This window comes from Ruixingdingia sedimenti (genome assembly GCF_031432425.1).
In the GTDB taxonomy this organism is placed as follows: Bacteria; Pseudomonadota; Alphaproteobacteria; order Rhodobacterales; family Rhodobacteraceae; genus Ruixingdingia; species Ruixingdingia sedimenti.
On the sequence record NZ_JAVKPH010000007.1, the window covers coordinates 1 to 22,389 of the forward strand.

Below are 22,389 nucleotides of genomic sequence, written 5' to 3' on the forward strand. Positions count from 1 at the left end.
AGCAGCATCTCAACCGCACCCGCCTTCCAGCTACCGTTCCGAACCACCGTCCGTCTCGGTGAAGCGGTATCTAGGCCCAGTTCAGATGAAGGGCAAGAGGGAAAGTTCATCGAAACGTCACTTTTCTTGAAAATCATTATTTTTCAATAGATTGAAAACACGAGAACCTGCGCGTCGGCAGCGTCTTCCGCCGCCTGCCCCGGCGTCACCCCCGCCGCGGGCCGAATCTGGCCAGCCTCAACCCCAGAATCACGGCCAGAATCACCAGATAGACCATCGGTTCGGGCGGCCAGCTCTTGACCACCATCAGGAAATGCACCCCGCCCGCCAGCGCCGCGGGCCAGGCCAGCCGGTGCAGCCGCCGCCAGGCTGCGGCCCCCATCGCCCGGATCGCCGCATCGTTCGAGGTCAGCGCCAGCGGCAGCATCATCGCCAGCCCCGCCATGCCGATGATGATATAGGGACGCCGGGTCAGGTCGCGCGCGATTTCCGGCCAGCGCAACTGCATGTCCAGAAACAGCCAGACCGCCAGATGCAGCACGATATAGGCAAAGGCCGTCAGCCCCATCGCCCGGCGCCAGCGGATCAGGCTGATCCCCGTCAGCCGCCGCAGCGGCGTCACCGCCAGCGTCCCCAGCAGGAACTGCAACCCGTGCAGGCCGAGCGTGTGTTCCAGTTCCTTCACCGGATTGGCGCCCAGATCGCCGGTGAAGCCGCGCATCACCAGCCAGCACAGCGGCAACGCCCCCAGCACATAGGCCACCCAGCCCGGCACCGGCCGCAGCGCCGCATTCACCCTGCGCGCGACATCCATCAGTAGAACTTCGCCAGATCCATCCCGGCGTAGAGGCCCGCGACCTCTTCGCCATAGCCGTTGAACATCAGCGTATCGCGCCGCTTGGCGAAAAAGCCGTCGCCGATGCGCTGTTCGCTCGCCTGGCTCCAGCGCGGGTGATCGACCTGCGGGTTCACGTTGGAATAGAACCCGTATTCGCGCGGGTTCTGGATGTTCCAGCTGGTGGGCGGCTCGTCCGCCACCAGCGAGATCCGCACGATCGACTTGATCGACTTGAACCCGTATTTCCACGGCACCACCAGCCGCAGCGGCGCGCCGTTCTGGTTCAGCAGGGGTTCGTCATAGATCCCGGTGGCGAGGATGGTCAGCGGGTGCATCGCCTCGTCCAGCCGCAGCCCCTCGACATAGGGCCAGTCGAGTACGGGGATGCCGACGCCCGGCATCTCCTCGGGGCGCAAGAGGGTCTGGAAGGCCACGTATTTCGCCGCCGGCTGTACGCCGACACGGGTCAGCAGGCCCGCAAGTTCGAACCCCGTCCAGGGGATCACCATGCTCCACCCCTCGACACAGCGCATGCGGTAGATGCGTTCCTCCTGCGGCTGGCCTTTCAGCACATCGGCAAGGTCATAGGTGCCGGGGCGGTCCACCAGCCCGTCGATCGTCACCGCCCAGGGGTCGATGGTCATCCGGCCCGCGCGGCGCGAGGGGTCGGCCTTGTCCATCCCGAATTCGTAGAAATTGTTGTAGGTGGTGATGTCCTTGAGATCCGTCAGCGGCTCGTCGGTCGAAAACCGGCTTTCCGCGCGCCCCGCGCCCGCGGTGGCGGCCAGCGCCCCCGCCCCGGCGATCAGCGCGCGGCGGCTCAGGTACAGATGCCGGGGTGTCACCTCGGCCCGGGTGGGATCGGTCTTGCTCGGGCGGCGCATCGCGTTCTCCTTCGCTGTCGGGGGCAGTATACGCCCGAATTCCGCCGCTGCGCATCCCATCGCCGGTTTGTGATGCAAGATATATGAACATACGCATGCGTAGATATTCTTCTGGGCAAGGCAGACAAGCCAAGGCATGCTGGCCCCATGGCTGACACGGAGGAAACCATGCCCCATCCCCTCATCCCCGCCGCCGCGCTTGCGGTTTTCGCGCTTGCCCTGCCGGCGGCGGCCGACACGCTCGTCACCCGCACCGTCGAGGGCAGTTTCGACGAGATCGCCTTCGCGGTGGAAAACGCGATCCTGGAAAAGGGGCTGGTGATCGACAGCGTAAGCCATGTGGGCGACATGCTGGAACGGACCAAGGCCGATGTCGGCGCCACCGCCACCATCTTCACCAAGGCCGATGTGTTTCAGTTCTGCTCTGCCACCGTCAGCCGCAAGGTGATGGAGGCCGATCCGATGAACATCGCCTTCTGCCCCTACGGCATCTATGTCTACGAACTGCCCGAGACGCCCGGCCAGATCGGCGTCGCACATCGCGAATATCCCGAGGGCCCGATGCAGGAGGTACAGGCCCTGCTGGCCGACATCGTGGAAACCGCGCTGAAATAGACGAAAGGCCGGGGCGATCCCCCGCCCCGGCCCGATTCGAACGGCCCGCACCGACAGATCAGTGCACGATCACCTGTTCGCCCGGGTCGCGGCGGGCGCCGGTCATCCGCCCGCCGATGATCAACCCGTCCGGCCCCGCGGTGACGGGCACCACCGCGCCGTCCAGCACCTCGCCGCCCAACAGCATCTCGGCCAGCGGATCCTGCAAATGCCGCTGGATCACCCGCTTGAGCGGCCGCGCCCCGAACACCGGGTCATAGCCCGCATCCGCCAACCAAGCCTTGGCGTCCTTGTCGAGTTCCAGCGTGATCTTGCGCGCATCCAGCCGCTTTTGCAGCCGGCGCAACTGGATCTCGACGATGCCGTCCATGTTCGCCCGCGTCAGCCGGTCGAAGATGATCTGGTCGTCCAGCCGGTTCAGGAACTCGGGCCGGAAATGGGCGCGCACGGCGGCCATCACCTCTGCCCGCGCCTCCTTGCTGTCGGCGCCCTCGGGCAGAAGGCTCAGCGCCTGGGACCCGAGGTTCGAGGTCAGGATGATCAGCGTCTGCTTGAAGTCCACCGTCCGGCCCTGCCCATCGGTCAACTGCCCGTCGTCCAGCACCTGCAACAGCACGTTGAACACGTCGGGGTGGGCCTTTTCCACCTCGTCGAACAGCACGACCTGATAGGGCCGGCGCCGTACCGCCTCGGTCAGCACGCCGCCTTCGTCGTAACCGACATAGCCGGGCGGGGCGCCGATCAGGCGGGCGACCGAATGTTTCTCCATGAATTCCGACATGTCGATGCGCACCATCGCGTTGTCGTCGTCAAAGAGGTATTCGGCCAGCGCCTTGGTCAGTTCCGTCTTGCCGACCCCGGTGGGGCCGAGGAACAGGAAGCTGCCCAGGGGGCGGCCCTCGTCGTTCAGCCCGGCGCGCGCCCGGCGCACGGCGTTCGACACCGCCACCACCGCGTCGCGCTGGCCGATCACGCGCCTGCCCAGTTCCTCTTCCATCCGCAACAGCTTGTCGCGCTCGCCCTCCAGCATCTTCGAGGTCGGGATGCCGGTCCAGCGTTCGATCACCTCGGCGATCTGTTCGGGCCGCACGGTTTCGGACACCAGTTCGGCCCCCTCGCGGCTTTCGGCCTCGGCCAGCTGCTTTTCCAGCCCCGGAATGCGGCCGTACTGCAATTCGCCCGCCTTGGCGAAATCGCCCACGCGCTTGGCCTGTTCCAGTTCGGCGCGCGCCTGGTCCAGTTGCTCCTTCAGCACCCGCGCGGATTCGAGCTTGTCACGCTCCGCCTGCCAGCGCGCGGTCAGTTCCGCCGACCGCTGTTGCAGATCCGCCAGTTCCTTTTCCAGCCGTTCCAGCCGGTCGCGGCTGGCGGCGTCGTCTTCCTTCTTCAGCGCCTCGGCCTCGATCTGCTTTTGCAGGATCTCGCGGTCCAGCGCGTCGAGTTCCTCGGGTTTGCTGTCCACCTCCATCCGCAGGCGCGACGCGGCTTCGTCCATCAGGTCGATGGCCTTGTCGGGCAGGAAGCGGTCGGTGATGTAGCGGTGGCTCAGCGTCGCCGCGGCCACCAGCGCAGAGTCGGAAATGCGCACGCCGTGGTGAAGCTCATATTTCTCCTTGATCCCGCGCAGGATGGAAATCGTGTCCTCCACCGTGGGTTCCTGCACGAAGACCGGCTGGAACCGGCGGGCAAGGGCCGCGTCCTTTTCCACATGCTTGCGGTATTCGTCCAGCGTCGTGGCGCCGACGCAATGCAACTCGCCCCGCGCCAGTGCCGGTTTCAGCAGGTTGGCCGCGTCCATCGCGCCATCCGCCTTGCCCGCGCCGACCAGCGTGTGCATCTCGTCGATGAACAGGATGATTTCGCCCGCCGCCGCCGTGACCTCGGACAGGATCGCCTTCAGCCGCTCCTCGAATTCGCCGCGGTACTTCGCCCCGGCGATCAGCGCCCCCATGTCGAGCGCGAGCAGCTTCTTGTCGCGCAGGGATTCCGGCACGTCGCCGTTGATGATGCGCAGCGCCAGCCCCTCGGCGATGGCGGTCTTGCCCACGCCGGGTTCGCCGATCAGCACCGGGTTGTTCTTGGTCCGGCGCGACAGCACCTGCATGGTGCGGCGGATTTCCTCGTCCCGGCCGATGATCGGGTCGATCTTGCCCTCGGCCGCGGCCTCGGTCAGGTCGCGCGCGTATTTCTTCAGCGCGTCATAGCCTTCCTCGGCGCTGGCGCTGTCGGCGGTGCGGCCCTTGCGGATGTCGTTGATCGCGGTGTTCAGCGTCTGCGCCGTGACCGCGCCGGCATCCAGCGCGTCCTTGGCCTTGGTGTTGACCATGCACAACGCCATCAGCAGCCGTTCCACCGGCACGAAACTGTCGCCGGCCTTCTTGGCCAGCTTTTCGGCCTCGTCCAGCACCCGGGCGACCGAAGGGTCCATATAGACCTGCCCGTCCCCGCCCGACACCTTGGGCAGTTTGGCGAGCGTTGCGTTCACCGCCTCCGCCACCCGCGCGGGTTCGCCACCCGCACGCTGGATCAGGTTGGACGCAAGCCCCTGATCGTCGTCCATCAATGCCTTCAACAGATGCTCGGGCGCCAGCCGCTGGTGGCCTTCCCGCATCGCAATCGTCTGCGCCGCCTGCAAGAAGCCGCGCGACCGCTCCGTGAATTTCTCCAAATTCATCGGTCTCTCCCTTTCCCAAGCGCCGCACCCGCCCGCCCGGTTTCCGGCACGGGGCCTGACGGCCTCGAAGTTCAGGTAAGGGCGTTCGGCGAAAATGCAACACCCCGGGGACCGGGATTCCGCGGCATTTCGGCACCGGGAAGGCGAGGCCGCGAAGGGCGGCTTTCGCCGCCCTTGGGCCGGATGTCGGGGCAGGCGCCGGAAATCAGTGCGCCAGCATTTCATGAACGACGTCTTCGGCGCTCATGGCGGCTGGATAATAGGTCGGCCAGTTCGTGACCTCGTTCAACAACGCCGCACGGTCGTCACCCCAATAGAGGTGATAATGCCCCGCCTTGACCGGCGCGATGGCATGGTCGCTGAACTGGATGAAACCGGGCGCCGCAGCATCGCCCCCCGTCTTCCTGAAGATATAGCGCACGCCGCGATTGCCCTTTTCATAGGTCAGGATCTCGTGCCCGTCGCTGGCGTAATGCCCGTGCACGGCGGTACCCTCGCTGTGGAACGTCACCTCGTCGCCGTCGATCACGATGCGGTCGACATCGGTTCTGTAGCCGACGTCATAATAGGCGCGGTATTCCGCGGCGGATTTGTCGCCATGTTCGGCCTTGTGCGCCATCACCGGGTCCAGCGCGCCGCTTTGCAGCAGCGGATAGACCGACTGCCAGTCGCCGGCCCAATCCGCCAGCGGGCGCGCGGCCACTTGGGCATCCTCGAAGTAGCCGTCATAGACCGACTTTTCGGCTTGGGCGTGACCATGGGAATGGCTGTGGCCATGCCCATGGTCATGCGCCTTCTCTGCCAGCGCCGGCCCCGTGGCGAACAGCGTCGCCCCGACAAGCGCCGCCCCGATCCGGTTTGCCATCATCTCATGTACTCCTTTTGCAATGTTATATCATAACTCTTCCACTACATGAGCAGGATCAGCACCGCAAGTGCCCTCTGTTCAGGGAATATGCCTCCAGCCCCCGGACGGGCCGGAGGAGCAATGCCGATGACGCTCTGCGCTGGCTATTTCTTCGGCGTCAGCAGCACCTTGGGCCGCACCTCTTCGGCCGCCTTGAACAGCGCGAAGGTCTGGTTGACATAGTTCACCGCGCCCGAGATGTGGTCCATATAGGCCGTCAGTTCCGGCGTGCGCTCCGCCTCGACCAGTTGCACCGGGCGGTCGGGGCCGTCGCCCTCGAACTGGCAATAGAACAGCGGCTCGCCGCGTTTCAGCACGATGTCCTTCTGCGGCTCGTGCCACTCGAACGCCCACATCAGCGGCCGCGGCCAGACATTCACCGGAAACCGCCCGCCAAAGATCGTGCCGGGCAGCGGATCGGGGCGGTAATGGGCGAAACAGCCCAGTTGCGTCAGATACACCACCTCGTCCGCGATGAAGCAGTAGGGCAGCGACAGCTGGATCGTCGGCCGGTCGGGGTAACGCCATTCCACCTCGCTGACCAAGGTCAGCACCTCGCCCAGTTTCGACCCGCGCACCGCCGACGCGATCCCCGCGCGGTTGATCAGATGCGGCTTGCCCTTGTCGTCGCGGCCGAAACCGATGTGGATGTCGAACGGGCATTTCACCATGAAATAGCGGCTTTCCATCTGGATCACCGCCGGGCAGCGCGCGGCCGATTTCGCATGCGCGCGGTTGGTCTGGCGGAACATCACCCGTTCCGGCGGATCATAAAGCACGCCACCCTTGTCCGTGGTGCGGAACCAGCCCACCGTGATCGGGCCCGCCTTGGGGTCTTCCGGTCCGCGGGTCAGGTTGATCGAAATGTCCATGCTGCAATCCTCTTGGCCTCGGGCGCATGCTGGAAAATCGCCCCGCCCGCGTCCAGCGGTTTTTCGCCCCTTCGCTGCGGCACATGTTCCTGTTAAGGCACCCTGAAGCCGATGGAGACCGCCATGACCCACCCCGCCGATGACCGCCTGATCGTTGCCCTGGACGTGCCGAACGTGGTCGCGGGGCTGGACCTTGCGGGCCGTATCGGGGATGCGGTGTCCTTCTACAAGATCGGGCTCGGCATGCTCACCTCGGGCGGCTTCGCGCTGGCCAACGAGTTGAAGCAGGAACAGGGCAAGCGCGTGTTCCTCGACCTCAAGCTGTTCGACATCGGCGCGACGATCGAGGCCGCGGTGCGCGGCATCGCGCGGCACGACCTCGACTTCCTCACCGTCCACGGCGACCCGCAGGTGGTGCGCGCGGCGGCAGAGGGGCGGGCGGGCAGCGGGCTCAAGGTGCTGGCGGTGACGGTGCTGACCTCGCTCGACCGGGCCGATCTGGACGCGAACCTGATCCGCCCCGGCGACATCCACGAAATCACCCGCGACCGCGCCGCCCGCGCGCTGGAGGCCGGGGCCGATGGCGTCATCGCCTCGCCGCAGGAGGCCGCGATGATCCGCGCCCTGCCGCAGGCGGCGGGCAAGCTGATCGTCACCCCCGGCATCCGCCCCGCCGGCGCCGCCACGGGCGACCAGAAACGCATCGCCACCCCCGCACAGGCCATCGCCGACGGCGCCGACCATATCGTCGTGGGCCGCCCCGTCTGGCAGGCCGCCGACCCGCGCGCGGCGGCGCAGGCGATCCTGAACGGCCTGCCCCGCCGGGGCTGAGCCACAGGCGAAAGCCGTAGCCGCCATCGGCCACGGCTCCGGTTCCCCTTGCGGCCGGTCTAACGCATGTTAGGCTGCGGCCGACCTTGAGGGAACCGCCGATGACCGACGCCGCACAGACGCAACCCGAAACCGACGCCGATGTGGTCCACCGCCTGCTGGCCGAACGGTTCAGCTGCCGCGGTTTCCGCCCCGATCCGGTGCCCGACGCGGTGATCCGGTCCATCATGGATTCCGCCCGCCTCACCGCGTCCTGGTGCAACACGCAGCCGTGGCAGTTGATCGTCACCCGCCCCGGCACCACCGAACCCTTCGCCGCGGCCCTGACGGCAGAGGCCAGACGATCCCCCGCCATCGATTCCGACCTGCCCTTCCCCGCCGAATACCGCAACGAATTCCTCGCCCGCCGCCGCGCCGCGGGCTTCGCGCTCTACGAGGCCGTGGGCATCGCCCGCGGCGACCACGAGGCGCGCACCTGTCAGGCGCTGGAAAACTTCCGCTTCTTCGGCGCCCCGCATGTGGCCATCGTGACGACGCCCGCCGAACTTGGCCCCTATGGCGCGGTGGATTGCGGGGGGTTCGTGTCGTCCTTCCTGCTGGCGGCGCAGGCGCATGGGGTGGCGACGATCCCGCAGGCCGCGCTGGCCCAGCATTCGACCTTCATCCGCACCTATTTCCAGATCCCCGAGGGGCGGCAGGTCCTGTGCGGGATCTCCTTCGGCTATGCCGACAGGGCGCATCCGGCCAATGGTTTCCGCACCACCCGCGCGGATACCGCCGACATTTTCCGCTTCGCCTGACCGCCGGGGGCCCGATGACCGATACCGTTCTTGTCACCGATCTGGAAACCGGCGTGCGGCTGGTGACGATCGACCGCCCCGCGCGGCTCAACGCGCTGGACGGCGCGACGCTGGCCGCGCTGCACGATGCCATCGCCACCGCGACCGACACCACCCGGGTGATCGTGATCCGCGGCACGGGGCGCGCCTTCTGCGCCGGCAACGACCTGAAATGGCTGGCCAGCGGCGTGCTGGACGACCTGGCCGCCCATATGCGCCATCAGGATCTGATGCAAAGGACGTGGGAAATGATCGGCGCCGCCCCGCAGGTGGTGATCGCCAGCGTCAACGGCCTCGCGCTCGCCGGCGGGTTCGAACTCGCGCTTGCCTGCGACATCATCGTGGCCGATGCGGCGGCAGAAATGGGCGACGAACACCTGCGCAAGAACCTGCTGCCCTCGGGCGGCAGCACACAGCGCCTGCCGCGCAAGATCGGGCAGGCGCGGGCGATGTACTACCTGCTGACCGGCCGCCGCATGACGGGGGCGGAGGCGGAACGCATCGGCCTTGCCGCCCTCGCCGTGCCGGGGGACCGGCTGGAAGAGGAAACCCTTGCCCTGGCCACCGAAATCGCCCGCACCGACCGCCACGCGCTGGCGGCGATGAAGGCGACCGTCCGCCGCGGCCTGGAACTGCCGCTGTCAGAGGGCTTGGGACTGGAACGCTGGATGCAATACCGCTATCGCAACGACTCCCCGGCACTGGTCGCCGCGGTCAAGGGCTTTGCGGGCAAGGGCTGAGTACGGCCGCTCAGTTCTCGTTGATATCCCGGTCGATGCGCTTGACCTGCCCCGCCCGCTGGCCGAGCGCGGCGCGGAAGGCGAGCCAGGCCAGCACCGACAGCACCGCAAAGACCAGCAGCAGCATCGGGAACGATCCGCCCAGAATGCCCAGCCACAGCAGGCCGCCCGTCACCACGGCCCCGGCGGCGAAGCCGAGGAACACATAGCCGGGCGCGAACAGTTCCAGTATCCCGAGCCCGACGCCCGCCACCATCCACACCCACCACGCCTGCCAGATCATTCCCCGCGCCCCTTCAACAGCCTGAACGCATCGCCAAAGGCATCCAGCGCCGCGGCGGGCAACAGCACCACCTGCTTGCCCTGCCCCTTGCCGACCGCGGCCAGCGCCTCCACCTGTTTCAGCGCCACCTGATACTGCGCGGCCTCCAGCCCGTTTTCCTTGATCGCGGCGGCGATGGCGATGGTGGCATAGGCTTCGGCATCGGCCAGCACGCGCTTGGCCTTGGCCAGTTGCTCGGCCGCATACAATTCGCCATCCGCCGCCAGTTCCACCGCGCGGCGCTTGCCTTCGGCCTCTGTTACCAGCGCGCGGCGGGCGCGTTCGGCGTTCAGCTGTTGCAGCATCGCGGCGCGGGTGGCCTCGTCGAGGTTCACGTCGAGGATTTCCGCCCGCGTCACCTCGATCCCCCAGTCGTCCACCACATTGGCAAGGCTGTCGCGGATCCGCTCGATCAGCCGGGCGCGGTTCGACTGCACCTCGTCCAGTTCCATCGCGCCGATTTCGGCCCGCACGATCCCCGCTACGGTGGTGGCGATGGCGGCATCGACATCGCGGATGCGGTAGACGGTCTTTTCCGGTTCGGTGATGCGGTAGAACACGCTGGTTTCCACCTGCACCAGCACGTTGTCGGCGGTGATGGCGTCCTGCCGGCTGTTGGGCAACTGGCGTTCCAGAACCGAGATGCGGTGCTTCACCGTGTCGATGAAGGGCACGATCAGGTTGATCCCCGGCCCCAGCACCGCGCGCAGGCGGCCAAACCGTTCGACCACGTATTTTTCTGACTGCGGCACGATCCGCACGCCCAGAAACACGGCGAGGATGAGGAATGCCGCGATCGCCAGATAGACCGCATTGCCGCCGACGAACTCTTCCATGACGCCCTCCGCTTTGCGCCACACTGCCCCGGCGGCAAGGGGCGCGCAATAGCGGGCAGCGGCAACGCAGGCCGGGGCAGGCCCCGGCCTGCGGGATGTCAGGGATAAAGGCGGTTGCGGCGGCTCAGCGGTTCGTATTCCGCCGGGCGCTTGTCACGGAAGGCGGCCAGCGCCTCCTTGGAATCGGGGAAACCGCTCATCCGCACCGTCGCGGCCTGTTCGAAGGCGTAGCCTGCGTAGAGGTCCATCCATTCGATGCGGTTCAGCACCTCCTTGCCCACGCGCACCGCAGTGGGGCTGAACCCCGCGATGCGGCGGGCAAAGCCGTGGGCGCGGTCGAGCAGTTCGCCCGGCGGCACCACGATCACCCCCGCCCCGGCGGCGGCGAAATCGGGGGCCGCCATCACCTCACCGGTCAGGAACATGCGCCGCACCAGCGGCTGCGGCGCCATCCGCGCCAGATGCCGCGCGCCGCCCATCACCCCCACGGTCAGTTCCGGCAGCCCGAACCGCGCGGTTTGCGACGCCACGACGAAATCGCAGGATGCCGCCAGCGCCAGCCCCGTACCCACCGCCGCGCCCTCGACCGCGGCGATGACCGGCACCGCGCAATCGGTGATGGCAAAGAACGCCTCGCGCACGCGCCACATGCGCTCATCGCCGTTTTCCGGCGTCATGGTGGCGAATTCGTCCAGATCGTTGCCGCCGGAAAAGTGCCGGCCCGCCCCGGTCAGCACCACCGCACGCACATCGGGCAGCGCCGCGTCGATGTTCTGGAACAGCCGCGCGATTTCCATATACATCGGCCGGTCGACCGCATTCACCGGCGGGCGGGCGAACCGGACCTCGGCCACGCCGTCGTCCAGTTGCCGCAGTTCCAGATGCTCGAACCCCGTCATCCCGGCCCCCTCAGGCAAAGCGCAGCCGCCGCAGGCCGGCGTCCAGATCGGCGATCAGGTCGTCCACATCCTCCAGCCCGATATGGATCCGCACCACCGGCCCGCCCTTCCATACCGCGACCTTGCGGTTTTCGGGATGCGCCGGAAGGATCAGGCTTTCGAACCCGCCCCAGCTGTAGCCCAGCTTGAAATGCGCCATGCCGCTGACCATCGCCTCCAGCGCGCCATCCGCAAGGGGGGGCAGTTCAAAGGACATGAGCCCGCTGGCCCCGGAAAAATCGCGCTTCCAGATCTCGTGCCCCGGCGCGCCGGGCAGCGCGGGGTAAAGAACCTGCCGCACGCCTTCCTGCCCTTGCAGCCATTCCGCCACCTTCAGCGCCGAGGCCTGATGCCGCGCCAGCCGGGTTTCCAGCGTGCGCAGGCCCCGCAGGCCGAGGTTGATTTCCTCGGTCCCCGCAACCGCGCCCATGTCCTGCACCGCCATGCGCACGGGCAGATAGGCGGCCTCGTTGCAGGCCACGACACCCAGCATCGCATCGGAATGGCCGACGATGTATTTCGTCGCCGCCTCGATCACCGCATCGACGCCGAGCGTGAGCGGCCGGAAAAACAGCGGCGTCGCCCAGGTGTTGTCGAGCGCGGTGCGGAGGCCGTGTTTCTGCGCCACCGCGACGATGGCGGGCACGTCCTGCATGTCGAAGGTGCCGGAACCGGGGGATTCCATGTAGATCAGCTTGGTGTTCGGCTGCACCAGCGCCTCGACCCCCGCGCCGATGGCCGGGTCGTAATAGGTGATCTCGATCCCCATCCGGCGCAGGGTGCGTTCGGCGCAGCGCCGCGCGATGTCGTATACGCTGTCGGGGATCAGCACATGGTCGCCGCTGTTCAGGAACGCCAGAAACACCGCCATGATCCCCGCCACGCCCGACGCGCAGGCGACAGCGGCATGGGCGCCGGAAATATCCGCCACCGCGGTTTCGAACGCGGCGGATGTGGGGGTGCCGTTGCGGCCGTAAAGTCGGCCGCTGAACGGGGTTTTCCACGCCTCGTCCAGTTCGGCGAGCGAGGAAAAGACGAAGGTCGACGCGCGGTAGACCGGCGGGTTGACGCTGACGCCCGACCCGTCGAGGTCGCGGCCCAGTTGCGTCAGGCGGGTGGCGATGCCGTGATCCTTGCTCACACCGAGGTCTCCTTGGGAAGGTCCGCCCGCTGGCCCCATTCGTGCCAGGAGCCGTCGTAGATGCGCCAGTCGTGCTTGCCCATGCGTTCCAGCTGCATCGCCAGGATCGCCGCCGTGACACCCGACCCGCAGGTGGAAATGATCGGCCGGCCCAGATCCACGCCCGCCTTTTCCAGCACCGCGCGCACCGCCTCGGGCGACAGGAAGCGGCGTTCGGGCGTGTCGTCCACGAATGCTGTCCAGGGGATGTTCACCGACTTCGGCATATGCCCCGAGGGCACACCCGGATAGCCCGAGGATTCGGTACCGTTGAACCGGCCCACCGGGCGCAGGTCGATGATCGTGGCGCTGTCGGCGCTAATGGCGGCCAGCACGTCCTCTGCCTGCACGATGTCGGCGGGCGGCGGCGCGGCGCGGAAGGTTTTCGGCGTGGCGGGTGCGGCGGCGCCGGTTTCCACCGGCCGGCCCTCTGCCTGCCAGCGCGGCATGCCGCCGTCGAGGATGCGCACCTTTTCATGCCCGAAATGGCGGAACATCCACCACAGCCGGGCCGAGACGTAATTGGCGTTGTAGACGATCACCAGCGTGTCGTTGTCCACACCCAGGCGGCCGATTTCCGCCGCGAACAGATCCGCGGCAGGCATCATGTTCACGTAAGGGGAATCGGGGTCCGAGACCTTGTTCAGGTCCACGAACTGCGCCCCCGGAATATGCCCCGCCGCGAACACGTCATAGCCGGATTTCTTCATTTCCGGCACGAACCAGGTGCAATCCAGCACGGCCATGCCCGGCGCGCCAAGACGTTCGGCCAGCCAGTCGGTGGTGACAAGAAACGGGTCCATCGGGTTCCTCCTTCAGGGGGCAGTCGCGGCGGGGGCCGGGGCTGCGAGTTCGGGGATTTCGGCGGCGAAATGACAGGCCACCAGATGGGGCAGGCCCGCGCCGCGCAATTCGGGCCGCTGCTCGGCGCAGATGGGGCGGGCATGCGGGCAACGGGTGCGGAAGCCGCAGCCCGAGGGCGGGTCGATGGGGCTCGGCAGGTCGCCCGACAGCCGCAGCCGCGTTCCCGCCATCCGGTCGGGGATCGAGGACACCAGCGCCTGCGTGTAGGGATGCCGCGCGTGGTTCCAGACCGATTCCGCCGGCCCCTCCTCCACGATCCGGCCGAGGTACATCACCACGATCCGGTCCGACAGATAGCGGACCACCGCCAGATCATGGGTGATGAACAGGAAGGCGATGCCCAACCGCGTCTGCAAATCGGTCAGCAGGTTCAGCACCTGCGCCTGCACCGACACGTCCAGCGCCGACACGATTTCATCGCAGATCAGCAGCGCCGGTTCCAGCGCCAGCGCCCGGGCGATGCTGACCCGCTGCCGCTGCCCGCCGGAAAGTTCATGCGGGTAACGGTCCAGCAGATGCGGGCCAAGGCCCACCTGCTTCATCAGTTCCAGCACCTTTTCCAGCCGTTCGGCCCGGTTGCCGATGCCATGCACCTTCAACGGCAGTTCGATGGTCTGGCGCGTGGTCAGCCGGGGGTTCAGCGACCCCATCGGATCCTGAAAGATCATCTGGACCACGCGCGCGCGCGTCAGCCGGTCGCCCCTGCCGCCCGAGGTTTCCCAGCCCGCCAGCCGCACCGCGCCGCCCGTGGGGGCATTCAGCCCCACGACACAGCGCGCCAGCGTGGACTTGCCGCAACCCGATTCCCCCACCAGCCCCACGGTTTCCCCGGTGCCGACCGACAGCGACACCCCGTCCACCGCCTTCAGCAGCCCGCCCCCGGTCGGGTAATGGACGCGCAGGTCGTCAAGCTCCAATGCCTTCTGCATCCGGTTCCCCCTCAGCCGATGGGAAAGTGGCAACGATACGCCCGGCCACCCTCTGCCGTCAGGTCCGGGCGCGTGGTCCGGCACAGATCGCCCGCCCGCGGGCAGCGCGGTTCGAACAGACAGCCCGGCGGGCGCTTTGTCGGCGCGGGTACGGTGCCGGGAATGTCGGTCAGCCGTTCGCCCGTCAGCCGGAAACTGCCATGCGGCCGCGCCGCCATCAGCCCGGCGGTATAGGGATGGCGCGGGGCCTGCATGATCTGCGCCACGGTGCCGGATTCCACCACCGTGCCCGCGTACATGACGATCATCCGTTCCGCCACGCGCGTGACCACGCCAAGGTCATGGGTGATCAGCATCAGGCTCAGATCCGACCGCGCCCGCAGTTCCACCAGCAGGTCGAGGATCTGCGCCTGAATGGTGACATCCAGCGCGGTCGTCGGTTCGTCCGCGATGATCAGTTCCGGCCCGCAGGCCATCGCCATCGCGATCACCACCCGCTGGCGCATGCCCCCCGAAAGCTGGTGGGGATAGTCGTCCAGCCGTTCGGCCGCGTGCGGAATGCGCACCATGTCCAACAGTTCCACCGCCCGCGCCCGCGCCGCTGCGCGGTCCATCGGGCGATGGGCCTGCAACACCTCGGCGATCTGCGCGCCGATGGTCATCACCGGGTTCAGCGCCGTCAGCGGATCCTGAAAGATCATGCCGATGCGGTTGCCCCGGATCGCCTGCAACGCCCGCTGCGGCTTGGTCATCAGATCCTCGCCCTGAAACAGGATCCGCCCCGCGGTCATCCGTTTCAGGTTCGACGGCAACAGCCCCATGATCGCCAGCGAGGTCAGCGACTTGCCGCAGCCCGATTCGCCCACCACCGCCAGCGCCTCGCCCTTGCCGATGGCAAAGCTCACATCCTCGACCAGCGGCGCCTTGGGCCCGGCGGCGATCGACAGGTTCTGAACCCCCAGAAGTGCCGTCATCGCGTCACCTTTCGCGCAGGCGGGGGTTCAGCGCGTCGTTCAGCGCATCCCCGATCAGGTTGATGGACAGCACCGTCACCACCACGAAGCCCGCCGGGATCAGCGTGATGTACCAGGCCGCCCGCAGGACCGACCGCCCCGCCCCGATCATCGACCCCCAGCTGATCACATTGGGGTCGCCCAGACCCAGGAACGACAGCCCCGCCTCGACGATGATCGCGGTGGCGACCAGCACCGAGGAGGCGACGACGATGGAGGACAGGCAGTTGGGCAGGATCTGCGTCAGGATGATGCGCGCATCCGACATGCCGATGATCCGGCAGGAATGCACGAAGTCATAGTTGCGCAGCCGCAGGAACTCGGCCCGCACCAGACGCGCGATGATCGGCCAGGACACGATGGAGATCGAGATGATCACGGTCGTCAGCGACGGCCCGATGACCCCCACGATCACCACCGCGGCCAGAAACGACGGGATCGTCTGCACCGCATCGGTGACGCGCATCAGCACGTCATCGGCCCAGCCGCGGTAATACCCGCTGACCGCCCCCACCAGCGTGCCCACCACGATCGACACCGCCGCCGCCGCCAGCCCCACAAGGATCGAGGCGCGCGCGCCGTACATGATGCCCGCCATGATGTCAGACCCCATCCGGTCGGTGCCGAAGGGCAGGCCCGGGCGTTCGCCCGGCCACAGCAGGGGGCGGCTGACCATCCGTGTCGGCCCCTCTGGGAACACATATCCCGCGACCAGCGCCATCGCGGCGATGGCGGCCAGCAGCGCAAGGCCCATGATGCCGCTCGGCCGCCGCAGGAACAGGCGCAGCTTGCTCGGTGTCGCGGTCATTGCAGTTCCACCCTCGGGTCCAGAAGGATGTAGAGGAAATCGACCACCAGGCTGACGCAGACCACCGCCAGCGAGGCGATGAACATCACCCCCAGCAACAGGTTGGTGTCGCGGGTGAAGATCGCATCGAAGGCCGTGCGCCCCATGCCGGGCAGGCCGAAAACCGTTTCCACCAGCACCGCGCCGCCGATCAGCGAACTGACCTGCAACCCCGCCATCGTCACGATGGGCAACAGCGCGTTGCGCAGCGCATGGCCATAGATCACGCGCCGCTCGCTCAGCCCCTTGGCGCGGGCGGTGCGCACGAAATCCAGATGCATGGTTTCCAGCATCGTCGCCCGGGTAAGCCGGCCATAGATCGCGGTGTAGAAGGTGCACAGCGCGATCACCGGCATCACCAGATGCGCCGCCACATCCTTGACATGGGTCCAGCCGGTATAGCCCGCCCCCACCGTCACCAGCCCGCTGGCCGGCAGCCAGCCCAGCCAGACGGAAAAGCACAGGATCAGCGCGATGGCGACGATGAACACCGGCGTGGCGTAGAACAGCAGCACCAGCACCGAAATCGCCGAATCGACCAGCCGCCCGGCATTGCGCGCCGCGATCACCCCCATCGCCGTGCCGACGACGATGGACAGCAGCACCGAAAACGCCACCAGCATCAGCGTGGTCGGCAGCCGCCCCAGCAGGATGTTCAGCACCGTGTCGGAATACTGGTGCGAATAGCCCAGGTCGAACTGCGCCAGCCGCAGGAAATACTTGGCGAACTGCACCACCACCGGCTGGTCCAGCCCGAACTGCCGGCGCAGCGCGGCGATCTGTTCGGCGGTCATGTCGGAGGTGCCGCTGAGCACGTCGAGCATGTCGCCGGGGGCAAGCTTGATCAGCACGAAGTTCGCGATCATGACCAGCAGCATCACCACCACCGCCTGCATCAGGCGGCGGGCGACGAAGCGCAGCACATCCATGTTCCAGAACCGCGATCGCCTGCGGCGCGTCCCCGCGGGCGCGCTCATCCGGCCGTCCCTGTCACGGCTGCCGGCCTTGCTGGCGCATGTACCATCCATCCATCCATCGGAGACGGACTCCAGAGCTGAGGGGTTGCCTTGAGATAATATTCTCGTCGTCAAACTGTTTTATACATGCCAAAAAGTCAAGCAATAAAACCCGCCCCGACCGCCCGTCCGGGCGCCGCGCAAGCCGGGGCAAGCCCTGACCTACAGGCGCGGTGCGACCGCGGGCCGGGGCTTGCCCCGGCCCGGTCCGCACCTTGCGGGAAGGCCGCTCAGGCGCCCGGCGGCGGTGCGTCGGTGCGCAGCGGGGGCAACGGGTCGGCGAAGCGTTCGACCTCGACCAGACAGGACTGCGCCGAACAGCCCTGCCCCAGATCCGAGGTGCCGATGTCGCGCGTCAGCACGTTGGGGTTGCTGGAACGGTCCAGCCCCTCGCCCTCGGGGTCGAAGGACGCGCCGGTGGGCAGGCTGATCACGCCGGGGATGATGTCGCCCGAAAGCTCCACCCCCGCCAGACAGGCGCCGCGGCCGTTGAAGATGCGCACCATGTCGCCCGCCCCGATCCCGCGCGCGGCGGCGTCGGCGGGGTGCATCAACAGCACCTCGCGCCCGTTGATGCGGCCCGCGCGGCTGTGGCTGCTGGACTCCATCTGGCTGTGCAGCCGCCGGGGCGGTTGCGGCGTCAGCAGGTGCAGCGGATAGCGCGCCGCCAGATCCGCGCCGAGCCATTCCTCGGGGTCCAGCCAGACCGGATGCCCCGGCTGCGCCGGATCGCCCTTTTCGGCGACGAAGGGGCAGAAGATCTCGATCCTGCCCGAAGGCGTGGCCAGCGGCAGCCGTTCCGGTTCGGCCCGGAACCGACCGAGGATGGCGTGGTCGTCCTCGGGTTCGGGCATGCGGAAGAAGCCTTCCTCCCAGAAGGTGTCGAAATCCGGCGCCGCGATCCCGCGGCGGGACAGCCGGTCGCGGATCCCCGCCCACATGTGGCGCAGCCACGCCATTTCGTCCCGCCCCTCGGTAAAGACGTCGCGGGTGCCCAGCCGTTCGGCCAGATCGGCGAAGATGTCGAAATCGTTGCGCGCCTCGCCCACCGGGGCCACGGCCTGATGCATCGCCAGCAGGAACGGGTCTCGCGACGATCCGCCGATGTCGTTGCGTTCCAGCGCGGTGGTGGCGGGCAGCACGATGTCGGCATGCCGCGCGGTCGAGGTCCAGTAGCATTCCTGCACCACCACCGTGCGCGGCCGCCGGAAGGCCCGGCGCAGGCGGTTGAGGTCCTGATGGTGGTGGAAGGGGTTGCCGCCGGCCCAGTAGATCAGCTGTATCTCGGGATACGGGATCACCGCGCCGTTGTAGCGGCAGCTTCCCCCCGGTTCCAGCAGCATGTCCGCCACCCGCGCCACCGGGATCGCATTGCCCACCGGGTTCGCGCCTTCGGGCAGGCCCGGCATCGGCGTGGCGTACAGCGGATTGCCCGGCGCGTTGATCGACCCATAGCCGAAGGCGAACCCCCCGCCCGGCAGCCCGACCTGGCCGAGCGCCACCGCCAGCGCGATGATCGCCCAATAGACCTGTTCGCCATGCCGGGCGCGTTGCAGGCTCCATGCCGCGGTCAGCATCACCCGCTTGCCCGGCAGGTCGCGCGCCAGCGCCTCGATCCGGTCCGCGGGGATGCCGGTGATGGCCGCCGCCCATTGCGGGGTCTTGGCCACGCCGTCCACCCGGCCCATCAGATAATCGGCATAACGGTCGAACCCCACGCTCAGCCGGTCGATCGCCGCGCGGTCCTCTTGCCCGTTGGCCAGCACCCATTGCGTCAGCGCCATCACCAGCGCCGCATCGGCGTTGGGCCGCAGCGGCAACCATTCGGCCCCGATGCCTTCGGGCACGTCGCGGCGGTTGGGCGTCACGTTGATCAGCCGCACCTTGCTGCGGCCCAGATCGCGGATCGCATCGGGATAGCGGTGCTGGCCGAAACCGCCCGACAGCACCTCCCAGTTCTTGGCGGCAATACCGCCGAAGGCGATGAACAGATCGCCATGTTCGCAGATCCCGCGCCATGAACTCAGCGTGGCGCTGACCGCATCGGCGCCGCCGACGATGCGCGGCAGGAAGGTCATCCCGGCGCCGAAGCTGTAGTTCGTCACCTGCGCGGTAAAGCCGCCGATGGTGTTGAGGAACCGATGCACCAACGTGCGCGCATGGTGCAGCCGCCCGGCGCTGGACCAGCCGTAGGACCCGCCGAAGATCGCCTGATTGCCCCATGTCCGGCGCACATGGGCAAGCTCGCCCGCCACCAGTTCCAGCGCATGGTCCCAAGGAATGCGGACGAATTCGTCCTCGCCCCGTGCGGCGCCGCCGTCGCCTTCCAGCCAGCCCCGCCGCACCACCGGCGCGGCGACGCGCAGATCGGATGTCAGCATTTCCGGCCACACCCCGATCAGGGGCGTGGGGTTGGGGTCATGTTCGAACGGCGCGACCGATTCCAGCCGCCCCTCGCTGACCTGCATCCGAAACGCGCCCCAATGAGAGGCGGACCGCAAGACCCTGGGCATCGTACCCTCGCCGCTAGATCGGTTATTACATCATATCCAATATCATAATCTGACATATTCATGCAACAAAGTTATCTATTATAGACCCCACGGCCCGAGTCGCCCCCCATTCCCCGCCCGCACCGCCTTCGGATCGACACGCGCGTCACATCCGTTTATTCATTTTCTTGCAATCGTTTCCCCTGATTCCCTGACCAGAAGAAACCCGCATGACCACGAAGCTCAAAGTCCGACAGGTCGAAGCCTTCAGGGCCGTGATGCAGCTTGGCAGCATGACGCTGGCCTCGGAACAGCTCGGCGTGTCGCAACCCGCGATCAGCCGCCTGATCTCCGACTTTCAGGAGGCGGTGGGCTACAAGCTCTTCACCCGCAAGCGCCACGGCATCCTGCCGACCGAGGACGCATGGCGGCTTTATCAGGAAGTCGAGAACGTCTTTACCGGCCTCGACGAACTCAGCCGCCGCGCCGCCGCGATCAAGAACCTGGAAATCAGCCATATCCGCATTTCGGCCGTCAGCGTGTCGGGCAGCAACCTGTTGCCGCAGGTGATCGCGGATTTCGTGAAGATCTATCAGGGGGTGAAGATCACGCTCGACATTTCGCGCCACGACAGGGTTCTGGAAACGCTGCTGTCGCGGCGGGCGGATGTGGGGATCATCTCGGGCAGCGATTTCACCGACGACCTGACGCGCGTCGCCCTGTCGCAGCGCCCCGCGATCTGCATCCTGCCCGAGGGGCATTTCCTGGCCGACCGCCCGGTGATCAAGGCCAAGGATCTGGCCGGCCTGCCCTTCGTCAGCTTTCCGCATGATGCGAATTTCCGCTTTCGCGTCGACAACCTGTTCGAACGCGCGGGCGTCGAACGCGACCTGCGGATAGAGGGCGGCACCCACGAATCGGTCTGCAACCTTGTTGCGGTGGGGCTCGGCGTGTCGATCATCAGCCCGTTCACCGCCCTGCTGCGGTCGCGCCTGCCGATCGTGGCGCGGCCGTTCCAGCCGGACCTGAACCTCGAAATCGGCCTGCTGTGGGACGAATCGCACATGTCCTCGGCCACGCGGCTGTTCACGGAATTCATGATCGACTGGTTCAAGAAGAACGAGGAAGCGATCTGCACGCTGGAGCCTCCGCCCCTGCGGCCCGCCGGCGTCCACCAGTTGCGCCGGCACGCAGCGCAGTCCTAGGGGAACGGAGGCAACCCTACCCCCTCGCCATATCCCGCAGGTCGGTCTTCAGCACCTTGCCCATCGGGTTCTTGGGCAGCGCGTCGATGAAGTGCCATTTGCGGGGCACCGCGTAATCGGCCAGATCCCGGGCGCAATGGGCGCGCAGCGCGGCGATGTCGGCCCCCTGCCCGTCATGCAGGACGACGAAGGCCGCCACATCCTCGCCAAGGTCGGGGTGCGGCACGGCGACCACCGCGGCCTCTTTCACCGCCGGGTGGCGGTACAGCACCTGTTCCACCGCCACCGACGCGATCTTGAGCCCGCCGCGGTTGATGATGTCCTTCTTGCGGTCGCGGAAGGACAGAAAGCCATCGCCATCCAGCACCCCGGCATCCCCGGTCAGCACCCGCCGCCCGGCAAAGGCCCGCGCCGTCGCCTGCGGATCGCGGTAATAGCCGAGCGCGACCGCAGGCGAAGTCACCGCGATCTCGCCCTCCGCACCCGGCGGCAGGGGATGGCCCGCGTCGTCCACGATCTCTATCCGGCAATGCGGCATGGCGCGGCCGATGGAACCGGGATGCGCCGCGCGTTCCTCGGGGTACAGCACCGTCCCCGCGGGGCCGCTTTCCGTCAGGCCGTAGATCTGCACCTGATCCGCGCCCGGCCATGTCTCGCGCAGGCGGCGGGCGACCTCTGGCGGCAGGGGCGCGCCGCCGCTGGCGATGCGCCGCACGCGGGACAGGTCGTGGCGCGCGGGGTCGAACGCCTGCTGCATGAAATGCAGCACGGACGGCACGCCGTGGTAGAAATTCGTCCCTTCTGCCCCGATCAGGCGCAGGCGTTCGTCATTGTCCACCATACCTTCCAGCACCAGCCCCGCGCCCGCGACCCAAGCGGACATCGCGGCGATGTTCAGGACCGAACTGGTGAACAGCGGAAACCCCGCCTGATACACATCCCCCGCCCGCAGGCCCAAGGCCGCGCCGCAGCACATCCCCGCCGCGATCATCGTGCGCTGCGAGGCCATCACCGCCTTGGGTCGCGCCGTGGTGCCCGAGGTGAACAGCAGGCAACCGAGCGCATCGGGCGAGATAGCACGTTCATAGGGCAGCGCAGGCGCATCCTCGGGGTCGGGCCAACCCGCGCCGATCACCACCTGCCGCAACGCAGGCGCAAGTGCTGCGAAACGCGGGGCGGAGGCCGGATCGGTCAGCAGGAAGGCCGGTTCCACCAGATCCAGATTGGCCGCAAGCTCCGTATCCGCCGCGCGAGTGTTCAGCGCCACCACCACCCCGCCAAGCGCCAGCGCGCCAAGGGCGGTCAGCATGAACTCCCGCCCCGCATCGTTGGTCAGGAACACCGCCAGCCGGTCGCCGGGGCGCAGGCCCATCGCCCACAGCGCCCCCGCCATCCGGTCGGCCAGCCGGTCCAGATCGGCGAACCCGTACCGCCGGCGCCCGCCCGCCCAGGCCTGCACCGACAGCGCGAAACCACCCGGGTCCTGCGCCGCGCGCGCGGCGATCAGGTCGCGGATGGTCAGCGGGGCCAGCGCCTCGGGCGTCATT

The 22,389-nt window shown here is 67.5% G+C and carries 21 protein-coding genes; 5 read left to right on the plus strand and 16 right to left on the minus strand.

What is annotated here, in order from left to right:
- Nucleotides 1-205: 205 nt before the first annotated feature.
- Both msrQ and msrP read right to left on the minus strand, forming a co-directional pair.
- A complete protein-coding gene (msrQ, locus tag RGD00_RS08055) occupies nt 206-814 on the minus strand; it encodes a protein-methionine-sulfoxide reductase heme-binding subunit MsrQ (protein WP_310456801.1) in 609 nt (202 codons plus the stop codon).
- Complete coding sequence (gene msrP, locus RGD00_RS08060; RefSeq protein ID WP_310456802.1) at nt 814-1,722, minus strand: protein-methionine-sulfoxide reductase catalytic subunit MsrP; 909 nt, start codon at nt 1,720-1,722, stop codon at nt 814-816. The genes msrQ and msrP overlap by 1 nt, the downstream gene beginning before the upstream one ends.
- A 168-nt stretch (nt 1,723-1,890) precedes the next feature.
- Between msrP and RGD00_RS08065 the strand changes: the two genes are divergently transcribed.
- Complete coding sequence (locus tag RGD00_RS08065; protein ID WP_310456803.1) at nt 1,891-2,337, plus strand: DUF302 domain-containing protein; 447 nt, start codon at nt 1,891-1,893, stop codon at nt 2,335-2,337.
- Between the two features lie 58 nt (nt 2,338-2,395).
- Here the strand turns inward: RGD00_RS08065 and clpB are convergent, their stop codons facing one another.
- From clpB to RGD00_RS08080, 3 genes are all read right to left on the minus strand, one after another.
- Nucleotides 2,396-5,011, minus strand: coding sequence for an ATP-dependent chaperone ClpB (gene clpB, locus RGD00_RS08070; RefSeq protein ID WP_310456804.1), 2,616 nt, complete (start codon nt 5,009-5,011; stop codon nt 2,396-2,398).
- 205 nt (nt 5,012-5,216) lie between these two features.
- Nucleotides 5,217-5,879, minus strand: a complete 663-nt coding sequence (locus tag RGD00_RS08075; protein WP_310456805.1) for a metal-binding protein ZinT — start codon at nt 5,877-5,879, stop codon at nt 5,217-5,219.
- 143 nt (nt 5,880-6,022) lie between these two features.
- Nucleotides 6,023-6,790 carry a hypothetical protein gene (locus tag RGD00_RS08080; RefSeq protein WP_310456806.1) on the minus strand — a complete coding sequence of 256 codons (768 nt, stop codon included), beginning with the start codon at nt 6,788-6,790 and terminating at the stop codon, nt 6,023-6,025.
- Between the two features lie 123 nt (nt 6,791-6,913).
- On the opposite strand from RGD00_RS08080, the gene pyrF reads away from it, so the two are divergent.
- The 3 genes from pyrF (at nt 6,914) to RGD00_RS08095 (ending at nt 9,200) form a co-directional block, all read left to right on the plus strand.
- Nucleotides 6,914-7,621 (plus strand): orotidine-5'-phosphate decarboxylase, encoded by a 708-nt coding sequence (gene pyrF, locus RGD00_RS08085; RefSeq protein WP_310456807.1) that lies wholly within the window; start codon nt 6,914-6,916, stop codon nt 7,619-7,621.
- Between the two features lie 101 nt (nt 7,622-7,722).
- A complete protein-coding gene (locus RGD00_RS08090) occupies nt 7,723-8,421 on the plus strand; it encodes a nitroreductase (protein WP_310456808.1) in 699 nt (232 codons plus the stop codon).
- A gap of 14 nt (nt 8,422-8,435) precedes the next feature.
- A complete protein-coding gene (locus RGD00_RS08095) occupies nt 8,436-9,200 on the plus strand; it encodes an enoyl-CoA hydratase/isomerase family protein (protein WP_310456809.1) in 765 nt (254 codons plus the stop codon).
- Between the two features lie 10 nt (nt 9,201-9,210).
- Here the strand turns inward: RGD00_RS08095 and RGD00_RS08100 are convergent, their stop codons facing one another.
- The 10 genes from RGD00_RS08100 to RGD00_RS08145 form a co-directional block, all read right to left on the minus strand.
- Nucleotides 9,211-9,483 (minus strand): NfeD family protein, encoded by a 273-nt coding sequence (locus RGD00_RS08100; protein ID WP_310456810.1) that lies wholly within the window; start codon nt 9,481-9,483, stop codon nt 9,211-9,213.
- Nucleotides 9,480-10,358, minus strand: a complete 879-nt coding sequence (locus RGD00_RS08105) for an SPFH domain-containing protein (RefSeq protein ID WP_310456811.1) — start codon at nt 10,356-10,358, stop codon at nt 9,480-9,482. Before RGD00_RS08105 ends, RGD00_RS08100 begins: the two co-directional genes overlap by 4 nt.
- Before the next feature lie 98 nt (nt 10,359-10,456).
- On the minus strand, nt 10,457-11,257 hold the full coding sequence (locus RGD00_RS08110; protein ID WP_310456812.1) for an enoyl-CoA hydratase-related protein: 801 nt from the start codon (nt 11,255-11,257) through the stop codon (nt 10,457-10,459).
- 10 nt (nt 11,258-11,267) lie between these two features.
- A complete protein-coding gene (metC, locus tag RGD00_RS08115) occupies nt 11,268-12,437 on the minus strand; it encodes a cystathionine beta-lyase (protein ID WP_310456813.1) in 1,170 nt (389 codons plus the stop codon).
- Nucleotides 12,434-13,279: a sulfurtransferase gene (locus RGD00_RS08120; protein WP_310456814.1), complete on the minus strand. Its 846-nt coding sequence runs from the start codon at nt 13,277-13,279 to the stop codon at nt 12,434-12,436. The genes metC and RGD00_RS08120 overlap by 4 nt, the downstream gene beginning before the upstream one ends.
- A 12-nt stretch (nt 13,280-13,291) precedes the next feature.
- Nucleotides 13,292-14,269: an ABC transporter ATP-binding protein gene (locus tag RGD00_RS08125; RefSeq protein WP_310456815.1), complete on the minus strand. Its 978-nt coding sequence runs from the start codon at nt 14,267-14,269 to the stop codon at nt 13,292-13,294.
- Between the two features lie 11 nt (nt 14,270-14,280).
- Nucleotides 14,281-15,243, minus strand: coding sequence for an ABC transporter ATP-binding protein (locus tag RGD00_RS08130; protein WP_310456816.1), 963 nt, complete (start codon nt 15,241-15,243; stop codon nt 14,281-14,283).
- 4 nt (nt 15,244-15,247) lie between these two features.
- Nucleotides 15,248-16,090: an ABC transporter permease gene (locus RGD00_RS08135; RefSeq protein ID WP_310456817.1), complete on the minus strand. Its 843-nt coding sequence runs from the start codon at nt 16,088-16,090 to the stop codon at nt 15,248-15,250.
- Nucleotides 16,087-17,106, minus strand: a complete 1,020-nt coding sequence (locus RGD00_RS08140; protein WP_310456818.1) for an ABC transporter permease — start codon at nt 17,104-17,106, stop codon at nt 16,087-16,089. The genes RGD00_RS08135 and RGD00_RS08140 overlap by 4 nt, the downstream gene beginning before the upstream one ends.
- Before the next feature lie 269 nt (nt 17,107-17,375).
- The gene (locus RGD00_RS08145) at nt 17,376-19,658 is read right to left on the minus strand and encodes a molybdopterin-dependent oxidoreductase (RefSeq protein ID WP_310456819.1); all 2,283 of its coding nucleotides are present in this window, start codon (nt 19,656-19,658) and stop codon (nt 17,376-17,378) included.
- Nucleotides 19,659-19,867: 209 nt separating this feature from the next.
- Between RGD00_RS08145 and RGD00_RS08150 the strand changes: the two genes are divergently transcribed.
- Complete coding sequence (locus RGD00_RS08150; RefSeq protein WP_310456820.1) at nt 19,868-20,842, plus strand: LysR substrate-binding domain-containing protein; 975 nt, start codon at nt 19,868-19,870, stop codon at nt 20,840-20,842.
- A 16-nt stretch (nt 20,843-20,858) separates the two neighbouring features.
- On the opposite strand, the gene RGD00_RS08155 is transcribed toward RGD00_RS08150, so the two are convergent.
- Entirely contained in the window at nt 20,859-22,388 is a 1,530-nt protein-coding gene (locus tag RGD00_RS08155; RefSeq protein WP_310456821.1) for a class I adenylate-forming enzyme family protein, read from the minus strand.
- Between the last annotated feature and the right edge of the window lies 1 nt (nt 22,389).

Bases quoted from the DNA above. Each gene is read 5' to 3' on its own strand.
- msrQ (WP_310456801.1), bottom strand. From the start codon at position 814: ATGGATGTCGCGCGCAGGGTGAATGCGGCGCTGCGGCCGGTGCCGGGC.
- msrP (WP_310456802.1), bottom strand. From the start codon at position 1,722: ATGCGCCGCCCGAGCAAGACCGATCCCACCCGGGCCGAGGTGACACCC.
- RGD00_RS08065 (WP_310456803.1), top strand. From the start codon at position 1,891: ATGCCCCATCCCCTCATCCCCGCCGCCGCGCTTGCGGTTTTCGCGCTT.
- clpB (WP_310456804.1), bottom strand. From the start codon at position 5,011: ATGAATTTGGAGAAATTCACGGAGCGGTCGCGCGGCTTCTTGCAGGCG.
- RGD00_RS08075 (WP_310456805.1), bottom strand. From the start codon at position 5,879: ATGATGGCAAACCGGATCGGGGCGGCGCTTGTCGGGGCGACGCTGTTC.
- RGD00_RS08080 (WP_310456806.1), bottom strand. From the start codon at position 6,790: ATGGACATTTCGATCAACCTGACCCGCGGACCGGAAGACCCCAAGGCG.
- pyrF (WP_310456807.1), top strand. From the start codon at position 6,914: ATGACCCACCCCGCCGATGACCGCCTGATCGTTGCCCTGGACGTGCCG.
- RGD00_RS08090 (WP_310456808.1), top strand. From the start codon at position 7,723: ATGACCGACGCCGCACAGACGCAACCCGAAACCGACGCCGATGTGGTC.
- RGD00_RS08095 (WP_310456809.1), top strand. From the start codon at position 8,436: ATGACCGATACCGTTCTTGTCACCGATCTGGAAACCGGCGTGCGGCTG.
- RGD00_RS08100 (WP_310456810.1), bottom strand. From the start codon at position 9,483: ATGATCTGGCAGGCGTGGTGGGTGTGGATGGTGGCGGGCGTCGGGCTC.
- RGD00_RS08105 (WP_310456811.1), bottom strand. From the start codon at position 10,358: ATGGAAGAGTTCGTCGGCGGCAATGCGGTCTATCTGGCGATCGCGGCA.
- RGD00_RS08110 (WP_310456812.1), bottom strand. From the start codon at position 11,257: ATGACGGGGTTCGAGCATCTGGAACTGCGGCAACTGGACGACGGCGTG.
- RGD00_RS08120 (WP_310456814.1), bottom strand. From the start codon at position 13,279: ATGGACCCGTTTCTTGTCACCACCGACTGGCTGGCCGAACGTCTTGGC.
- RGD00_RS08125 (WP_310456815.1), bottom strand. From the start codon at position 14,269: ATGCAGAAGGCATTGGAGCTTGACGACCTGCGCGTCCATTACCCGACC.
- RGD00_RS08130 (WP_310456816.1), bottom strand. From the start codon at position 15,243: ATGACGGCACTTCTGGGGGTTCAGAACCTGTCGATCGCCGCCGGGCCC.
- RGD00_RS08135 (WP_310456817.1), bottom strand. From the start codon at position 16,090: ATGACCGCGACACCGAGCAAGCTGCGCCTGTTCCTGCGGCGGCCGAGC.
- RGD00_RS08140 (WP_310456818.1), bottom strand. From the start codon at position 17,106: ATGAGCGCGCCCGCGGGGACGCGCCGCAGGCGATCGCGGTTCTGGAAC.
- RGD00_RS08145 (WP_310456819.1), bottom strand. From the start codon at position 19,658: ATGCCCAGGGTCTTGCGGTCCGCCTCTCATTGGGGCGCGTTTCGGATG.
- RGD00_RS08150 (WP_310456820.1), top strand. From the start codon at position 19,868: ATGACCACGAAGCTCAAAGTCCGACAGGTCGAAGCCTTCAGGGCCGTG.
- RGD00_RS08155 (WP_310456821.1), bottom strand. From the start codon at position 22,388: ATGACGCCCGAGGCGCTGGCCCCGCTGACCATCCGCGACCTGATCGCC.